The following is a 7,279-nucleotide window of genomic DNA, read 5'->3' as shown; positions in this document are numbered from 1 at the left end:
CCCGACCATGCGTGGGCAATGGACATCACCTACATTCCGATGCGGCGTGGCTTCGTCTATCTCGCGGCGGTCGTCGATGTGTTCAGCCGACGGGTCCTGGCCCATCGCGTCGCTTAGCCCCTAAGAGCGGCGAAGAAGCGGACGCTCCATGGGGTCAACTGCGGATATCAGCGCCCATAGAAAGCAGAAGAATAGTTCACCAGACCTCGTGGCGGCTCGCCGTCGATGACCAACCGCTGGAAATACTCCGACGGCACATCGGCGAAGCGAAGCTCGCAATCACTCTCAAATCCAAATCGACGATAGTAGGCGGGATCGCCGAGGACCACACATCCCCGCGCTCCGAGTTCATCCAAGCGTTTCAGTCCGGCCTCAATGAGTGCTGCTCCGACCCCGCGTCGACGCTTCGCCGTGAGCACGGCGACCGGGCCGAGGCCGAACCAGCCGACCTCCTCTGAGTTCACGGCAACTGGCGAGAAAGCCACGTGACCAACAAGACCTGCATCGTCCTCCGCGACCAGAGAAACAGCCAGAGTACCATCAATGCGGAGCGCGTCGACGATGTCGGCCTCATTGCCGTCACTACGCGATGCATCACGGAACGCCGCCGTCACGACCGTCCGAATTGCCATTGTGTCTGTGGGACGTTCGGGGCGAATGATCATGCGCAGCTTATACTTCTCGAGACAGCAGCAGACAACGGCCGCTTCGGGTCAAAACCGGCAATACTCTGATTGAGCAAAGAATTTCCGCTTAGACCCCAAAGCCGACGTCTGCTCCTCTATGAGTACACGCCGTTGTTCAAAGGCCCGCACGTCAACAAAGCAATTTGACCGGACGCATTGAAGGTGAGGATCGCGCTCACGAGGCCATCGCGAGCGATATAGGAAATGGTTGCTCCGTCGGCGGACGGCAGGAGATCGTCCAGATGCGAAGCGGGATAATGCCTGAGACGGTCGACCCAATAGGCGCGCAGGCCATGGCGGGTCGAAATCCTCTTCATGCCGCCGCAGGCGCAATGGGCGATCGCATCATCGGCGCACATTCCCAAAATCGTTTCGATGTCGCCGGCGCGGTAGGCATCATGCCAGTCAACCGCAGCGGCCACCGGGTCAAGGACATGTTTCCTACCTACGTGCCGTTATTGGCCGCACCTTCAGGCAAGGCACCATGAACCCGAAGTGAAGATCGTATTGACTCATTGTTCATGATTTGTTCTTATTGTCCCGTCGTCAGGTGGAGATAGGCCGTGGACAACCGCATCAATGAAATCCGCAACATCGTCAGAGCGTTACGCGTCAGCATGCGAGAGGCCGAGGCCATCATGCATGAGCAGATCAATCGCGACGAGAACTGCACCTTCGTGGCGGAAGAGATCATGAAGATGCGCGTCGTGATGAGCGGCCTGGTTCAGGAGCGGACACGGCTCGGCGACAGCGAGCCTATTCTTGTGAACAGCCTCTTCGTTCCGCGCCGGCCGCCGGCAGCGCCGCGGACTGGTCTTGCCAAGCGCCGCCACGTACCGCGCGGAATTGAGCAGCAACGGGGCCACGCACGCCCGTGATCATGGATGGACAATCTCAGGCGGTTTCCGGCGCCATGGGTCATGATCGCGGAAGAGGAGTGCTTCCGAGTCAAGGACGCGAACGGCTTCACGATCTGCTGCGTTCTTCATCGCGATGATCTGCACTCGTGGGGCTACCAATATGCCCACCAATATCTATCGCGCGACGAGGCGCGACGGATCGCAACGGCAATCTCGCGATTGCCGGAGCTGTTGAAGCGTCCTCAGTATTGAGCTGTTCGCTTTGCCAGGTCCCCTTTTGGAACTTCTTGCTCCAAACTGGAATTAGCTTTGTGGTCGGCCCACCGCCGATGGCCGGCCTGGAATGGCGGCTCCGGCGCCCCCAGCCCCCCGTCCCGCGCCGGGGCCGTTTTCAGGAGGTAGGGCTGGTCCGACAAAAACATCGGGGCAGGCCCTTTGCATCACCGGCAGACCTTCAGCAGGCACCTGTAGATCGTGTTCTGAAGATCGTTTTCGGTCTCGACGAAACACTCCTGAAACATTGCTGAAACCCGATTGTCCTGAACGCGGCGACCGTTGGCCCCGACCAACGGAGCGAGAAGGAGACAAGTCATGATCCAGGTCGGTTCGAAGGAAGAAGTCGCGTTTCTGCTGGCGCTGTTCGGCACGCACACCCAGCCGGTCAAGCGACCGAAGCCGAAATCGCAGCAACGCTGAAGGCGGAGCCATGCCCGGTTTGGCCGATTGCCAGAGCCTCTTGCGTCTCTTGATCGCAAGGGGCGATCCGAGGGCCATTCCGCTCGCCAAAGGCGCCATCGATCAATATTTGAACACCGCGCCGGCCAGCCTCCGCGGGCGCGGCCTGCGCGTGCTCCAGTGCGACGCGCTCGACCAGCACGGTGCCGCGGTCGGGGTGCAGCGCTCCTTCGCGGAGACGGTGGACGCCTATATCGAGCGCAAGCTTGCGGACGAGTGACGCCTTCCGGTGCGGCGGCTGGGGCAGCGTGGCTGCCGGTCAGGCTGCGATGGGCGGCGTGGCTTGCGCCAACAACAGCCCGATCTTCCGGTCGAGCTGCCAGACCTCGACGTTGCCCCGGCGCGTGAACTGTTGTGCAACGCGAAGCGCGGATGCATCGGAGTCGGCCTCGAACGCCTCGGCGGAGCGAAACACGCCGTTCTCGCCGACCAGATTGGCGCGGTATTGCCGGCTCATGTCGGCGCCCTCAGGCCCGGCGAATGCAGCCAGGACTCGATCTGCATGGCCGTCTCGTCCTGTCGTGCCCGGCGGAGCAGGATCTCACGGCGGCGTCCCGGCGCAAGCGCCTGGGCCTCCTCGCGAAGACGAGCGGCCTCGTCAGCGAGCCGCTCCTTGAGAGTTTTGGACTGTTTGTAACGACGTCGCTTCAGCATGGCATTGCTCCCTCGTTCGAGTGGGGCGGGAGCGCAACTGGCGTTCTCATCACCGACCGATGCCAAGTGCCGCTGCGGTGATGTTTCAACTCTACGCTTCGGGCTGAGGAGAGTCAGTATCATTTGTTAAGTGGTTCGAAGAATCTCTCGGGCGTCATCGCAGCTCGGTTTGAGCAGTTTATTCCTATCGCGTGCAGGTTGTTCCTAAGTTCACTATTGAACAGAAGTGGCGTCGGCGATTGAAGGTCTATCCTCCTTGTCTACGCCCCGCGCCACGATTTTGAGCGCCTGATGTGACAAAGGCCGTTGCAGCGCCTTGGCCTCGTCCCATGGCGCCCGCAGCCAAACATCTCGTTCTTCGGCCGTCGTCAGGATCACCGGCATTGCCTTTTGATGAATGGGCTCGACAACGGCATTCGGCGCCGTCGTGAGAAAGCCATAGACCAACGTCCCGGGGAGCTAGCGCAGGGCAGGGATTCCGAAATGCACGGGCTGACGCTTTCCACCCATTCGGAAAGGACCACCTATTCGGAAAGAGGTGGCTGAGCGAAGTCGATCTCAGGGGCTTCGCTTTCGAGGCTGGCGAGGTGTCGAAGGGGGCCGCCCAGACTGGCTCGGCATTGCTAAGCTCGCGGATCACTACCGTGAGGTACTCGCCGCCGCCGCGCTGGTCGCGGGACGTGGTACGCGGTCCTGCACATCATGCGAGGTCCGCGGGTTTTCTTTGCCGTTTTCTGGCTTGAAAGAATTTCCCCTACGAGTCCACCAGCCCGGTCGCAGATAGGTGCTGGGGAAAGGGGCTCAACTTGAGAAATGCTAAGGCCGCTCGACCAGGGTCTTTCGCGGTCGACCAAGCTTCGGACGGGGTGGTCTGACCTTGGACTCAGTCGACGGCACGACCTCCAGCCTGACCCGGAAAGTCTCAAAGAGACTTAGGACCCGGCTTAGCTGCGGATCCACGGTTCCTCCGAACGTCTTGTAGACCGTCGTCCGCATAATGCCGAGTTCGCGCGCGAGCGAGGTGACGTTCTGCGATTTTACGACGGTGCTCAGCTCCCGGATGGTGTCAGTCGGATCGTCGAAAGCGAAGGCTTGACTGAGCCGTGTAGCGATCGCGCTCGGGCTGGCGATCCTGGACGCAGGGGTAACCCGGGCCTTTACGTTCAGCGCTTCGAGCAACCTAAGAACCCGGCTGAGCTGCGGGTCGATTCGACCGCCAAACGTCCTATAGAGGGTGTCGCGTCGAAGGCCCGCGTCCCGTGCCAGGATCTGTACGTTATGAGCTCGCGTGACGAGGCTGAGCGCCGTCTTAGCCTTTAGGATATCATTTTCTTCAAATTTATCAGATAGATAAGTGGCGATAGCCGCTGGATTGTCGCGGAATAAATCGGCTAAGTTTTCTTCGTTGCCAGCCAGCATTTCCAGAGCGTTTGTCCGTCACTGTGGCCTTCCAGCTACAGCATTATCGGCCGATACGTCTAGATTACCTCGCAGACATCGACGACGCTTCCACTTGGGGAAATTTTGACAATGAAAAAGACTTTGCTCGCTCTCGCCGCGGTTGTGGCGATGACCGGTTCGGCCTCGGCCGCCGACCTGGCCGCCCGTCCCTACGTGAAAGCTCCGATGCCGGCACCGGTCGCCAATTGGACCGGCTTCTACATTTTCGGCGGTGGCGGTGGCGGCCTCTCGAATGCTGACCAGAGCGTTGTGGATACGGTTTCCGGTACGCCGCTGACGATCACCCAGCGCCAGGGCGGCTCGGGCTGGTTCGGCACCGTGGGCGCCGGTTACGACTGGCAGTTCAGCGGCACCTGGGTCGCTGGTGTGTTCGCTGACGGTCAGTTCGGCAGCATCCGCGCCACCATCCAGGATCCGCTCAACGGTATCACGGGCAACCAGAAGCTGGAAACCTCTTGGGCCGCTGGTGTGCGCCTCGGCTGGCTGGCCGCTCCGAACGTTCTCACCTACGTCAACGGCGGTTACTCGGGCGCCCACTTCGGCCAGACAAACTTCACGGACCTCGCCGGCGTTCCCGTCGGTGCCCATCTCAACAGCTACAACCGCAACGGTTGGTTCATCGGTGGCGGCGTCGAGAACAGCCTGAACTTCTTCGGCATCAGCTCGCCGGGCTGGTTCATGAAGACCGAGTATCGTTCGGCCTTCTACGACCAAAAGACCCAGACCGAACTGCTCGACGTTGGCAACGTTCCGCTGGCCAACAGCATCCGCGCCAACAGCTGGAATCAGACGATCTCGACCTCGCTGGTCTACCGCTTCAATTGGACCGGTCCGATCGTCGCGAAATACTGATCTGAACTCAACTTCAGACGTCAAAGCCCCGGCATCGCCGGGGCTTTTTCGTTTGTCCTGAACGCTCGTGCAACACGAAGTGCGATGGGATCCAGGCAAACGCCTAGCGCTGGAATATGCAAAATGACCTGCACGATCACATTGAATGCCGAATTACGCTCGCCCGGACCTCCGCGGCGGGCTTTGTCGTTTCGGCCGGTAATGAAGGTCGGGGGTGCTTTCGGCCTCGGCTACGTTGCCGGCGGCTGTGGCTGAGCGTTCTTGGAAGCTTCGGCGCGACGGGCGATTTCGACGAATAGCTTTGGCTGCGTTCGCAGGAGAATACATGAGCACTGACCGACAGAAGCCGCGCCAACCGCGGATTGAGCCAGATCCCCCAGCTCAAGGCAATGCGGAATTGACCGGTTGGCCGCGCTGGATGGCCGACGCGCTTGCATACAGACCACAGAGCCCGGCTCTAGACGTCGGCTCGCCGGGTGAAACGGCTGCATTGGAGCGCAACGCGACCGGTTCGGTGGGCTTGGCGTCTCTCTAGTGCAAGTCTCAAAAGTCCCCTGAAAACACTGGCGATCACTACAATATGGTAGGGGGCGTACCCCCCCCAAAGGTCAAGTCGACGCGAGCCCAATTGATGTGACCGTTGTGACAGTGCTGTGACCACAATTTGCCGACGCACGCGCGGCATGGGGGAAACTTGCAAGCGTCAACCTATCTGATGCCCCCACAAAAAAATCCGTCATTCTTCGCAAGTTTAAGTTGGCGCACATCCCAGCGTGTACTTGTCGGACACAGGAGAGCTCGTGCATGAATCCGAATCTTACTCCTGTTACTTCATACGTGATCGACAACGTGCACCACGCGCACGACGAAGTATGCGAGAGGACGGACCTCGTCGAGCGCGAAGGCGAAATAGATCAGTTCTCAGTTGGTGCGCCTGAAGACATCGCGTTCGATCCACCCAGGATGAACGTGCGAAATGTTGAGGCAGCCCTATCGGTCATGAAAGTCGATCCGGCCAAGGTAAAATGCGTAGCGTCCCAATAAAGCCAATGGCCTGCGTGATACGTTGGGCACGTTTGGTCGCAGAGATAATCGACCGGTTTGAGCAAGTCGACCCTTCCGGGATACTTAGACTGCACACGGGCGAGCATTGCATTGATGGCTGCGCCCGCCGCTACCGCGTTCACCTTTGACATGGGCGAACATGGAGGAGGTGGCACATGAGGCAGCGGCCCTTGAAGTAACCGCGGCCGATTGATCTCGCAGCCGGCAGGAACTTGGGCGCCCACAATCATTACACGCCGAACAGGCGTTAACACGCGTAGCGTCTCAGAAAGGGCCGCTTCGAGCTTGGCGAACGATCCAGCATCGTTCGGCCACATGCCTGGTTGGTCGTAATCGATGCTCGCATCGTCATAGGTTTCCCACCGCTGGATGAATATCAGCGGGCGCGTTTGGGTCTCAAGTTGAGCGATTTGCTCATCGCGACCCCGAAGACAATCCACGCGTCGTCGCGATCGGATAGCTGCTCCTTTGACAATCGGGCATCCGGCAGTGCCAACGTACTGAAGGTTTCCACCTAGGCTCTCGACTAACGGCAACATTGCCGCCACGTACATTTCAGCATGGGAGTCTCCAGCCAAGTCAACAATCGGTAGGCCCGGCGGCCAAACGACTTGATCAGTAGTGGGAGAACTGTCGAGCCTTCCATCCGCCAAAACCGACTCAGGCACCCGCCATGCAAAGCCCTTCAGAATGAATGTTGCGTGAGTCAGAATCGCAAATGCCAGAATAGCCGCGCTGAATTTCATCAATGTCTTCAACGGCGCTCCAGAGGCTGCGCCTCCAGCAACGATGAAGCGACGTTCCACGAAATAGTACATGCTGGTAGCGACGAAAAGCATCGTTACAAGCATGACTACCCCGCGGGTCACTTCAAATTCCTCCGGGTGTGGTCAGTCAAATTCCTCCACCCGCGAGGCAGGACAAGGGACTGTTAGTTTGAGTTTGTTTCCCGGGCAAGAGCTTCAG

The 7,279-nt window shown here is 59.6% G+C and carries 9 protein-coding genes and 2 pseudogenes; 4 read left to right on the top strand and 7 right to left on the bottom strand.

Annotated elements, in window-relative coordinates:
- Window positions 1-114: pseudogene (locus tag QJT78_RS46765) on the top strand (DDE-type integrase/transposase/recombinase); the annotation flags it as partial.
- A gap of 53 nt (window positions 115-167) precedes the next feature.
- Here QJT78_RS46765 and QJT78_RS46760 read toward each other — a convergent pair.
- Both QJT78_RS46760 and QJT78_RS46755 read right to left on the bottom strand, forming a co-directional pair.
- A complete protein-coding gene (locus QJT78_RS46760; RefSeq protein WP_028153022.1) occupies window positions 168-665 on the bottom strand; it encodes an N-acetyltransferase in 498 nt (165 codons plus the stop codon).
- A 116-nt stretch (window positions 666-781) separates the two neighbouring features.
- Window positions 782-1,108: a nuclear transport factor 2 family protein gene (locus QJT78_RS46755; RefSeq protein ID WP_028153021.1), complete on the bottom strand. Its 327-nt coding sequence runs from the start codon at window positions 1,106-1,108 to the stop codon at window positions 782-784.
- A gap of 141 nt (window positions 1,109-1,249) precedes the next feature.
- On the opposite strand from QJT78_RS46755, the gene QJT78_RS46750 reads away from it, so the two are divergent.
- Window positions 1,250-1,564 (top strand): hypothetical protein, encoded by a 315-nt coding sequence (locus QJT78_RS46750; protein ID WP_028153020.1) that lies wholly within the window; start codon window positions 1,250-1,252, stop codon window positions 1,562-1,564.
- Window positions 1,565-2,252: 688 nt separating this feature from the next.
- Window positions 2,253-2,501 carry a hypothetical protein gene (locus tag QJT78_RS46745; RefSeq protein ID WP_038945492.1) on the top strand — a complete coding sequence of 83 codons (249 nt, stop codon included), beginning with the start codon at window positions 2,253-2,255 and terminating at the stop codon, window positions 2,499-2,501.
- A 39-nt stretch (window positions 2,502-2,540) separates the two neighbouring features.
- On the opposite strand, the gene QJT78_RS46740 is transcribed toward QJT78_RS46745, so the two are convergent.
- The 4 genes and pseudogenes from QJT78_RS46740 to QJT78_RS46725 all read right to left on the bottom strand — a co-directional run bounded on the left by QJT78_RS46740 (window position 2,541) and on the right by QJT78_RS46725 (window position 4,354).
- Window positions 2,541-2,738 (bottom strand): hypothetical protein, encoded by a 198-nt coding sequence (locus QJT78_RS46740; protein ID WP_281460700.1) that lies wholly within the window; start codon window positions 2,736-2,738, stop codon window positions 2,541-2,543.
- The gene (locus tag QJT78_RS46735; RefSeq protein ID WP_038960244.1) at window positions 2,735-2,935 is read right to left on the bottom strand and encodes a hypothetical protein; all 201 of its coding nucleotides are present in this window, start codon (window positions 2,933-2,935) and stop codon (window positions 2,735-2,737) included. The genes QJT78_RS46740 and QJT78_RS46735 overlap by 4 nt, the downstream gene beginning before the upstream one ends.
- A gap of 213 nt (window positions 2,936-3,148) precedes the next feature.
- Window positions 3,149-3,379, bottom strand: a pseudogene (locus QJT78_RS46730) (SOS response-associated peptidase); the annotation flags it as partial.
- A 372-nt stretch (window positions 3,380-3,751) separates the two neighbouring features.
- Complete coding sequence (locus QJT78_RS46725) at window positions 3,752-4,354, bottom strand: addiction module antidote protein (protein WP_028153015.1); 603 nt, start codon at window positions 4,352-4,354, stop codon at window positions 3,752-3,754.
- 111 nt (window positions 4,355-4,465) lie between these two features.
- Between QJT78_RS46725 and QJT78_RS46720 the strand changes: the two genes are divergently transcribed.
- Window positions 4,466-5,248: an outer membrane beta-barrel protein gene (locus QJT78_RS46720; protein WP_028153014.1), complete on the top strand. Its 783-nt coding sequence runs from the start codon at window positions 4,466-4,468 to the stop codon at window positions 5,246-5,248.
- Between the two features lie 914 nt (window positions 5,249-6,162).
- Here the strand turns inward: QJT78_RS46720 and QJT78_RS46715 are convergent.
- Window positions 6,163-7,182, bottom strand: coding sequence for an SGNH hydrolase domain-containing protein (locus QJT78_RS46715; RefSeq protein ID WP_157790149.1), 1,020 nt, complete (start codon window positions 7,180-7,182; stop codon window positions 6,163-6,165).
- Between the last annotated feature and the right edge of the window lie 97 nt (window positions 7,183-7,279).

The organism is Bradyrhizobium sp. Mp27 (assembly GCF_029953005.1).
Classification (GTDB): Bacteria; Pseudomonadota; Alphaproteobacteria; order Rhizobiales; family Xanthobacteraceae; genus Bradyrhizobium; species Bradyrhizobium barranii.
This window is presented reverse-complemented; position numbering and strand designations above follow the sequence as displayed.

What these genes read in the sequence shown, in the direction of transcription:
- QJT78_RS46725 (WP_028153015.1), bottom strand. Translation starts at nt 4,354, where the DNA reads ATGCTGGCTGGCAACGAAGAAAACTTAGCCGATTTATTCCGCGACAAT.
- QJT78_RS46745 (WP_038945492.1), top strand. Translation starts at nt 2,253, where the DNA reads ATGCCCGGTTTGGCCGATTGCCAGAGCCTCTTGCGTCTCTTGATCGCA.
- QJT78_RS46740 (WP_281460700.1), bottom strand. Translation starts at nt 2,738, where the DNA reads ATGAGCCGGCAATACCGCGCCAATCTGGTCGGCGAGAACGGCGTGTTT.
- QJT78_RS46735 (WP_038960244.1), bottom strand. Translation starts at nt 2,935, where the DNA reads ATGCTGAAGCGACGTCGTTACAAACAGTCCAAAACTCTCAAGGAGCGG.
- QJT78_RS46720 (WP_028153014.1), top strand. Translation starts at nt 4,466, where the DNA reads ATGAAAAAGACTTTGCTCGCTCTCGCCGCGGTTGTGGCGATGACCGGT.
- QJT78_RS46760 (WP_028153022.1), bottom strand. Translation starts at nt 665, where the DNA reads ATGATCATTCGCCCCGAACGTCCCACAGACACAATGGCAATTCGGACG.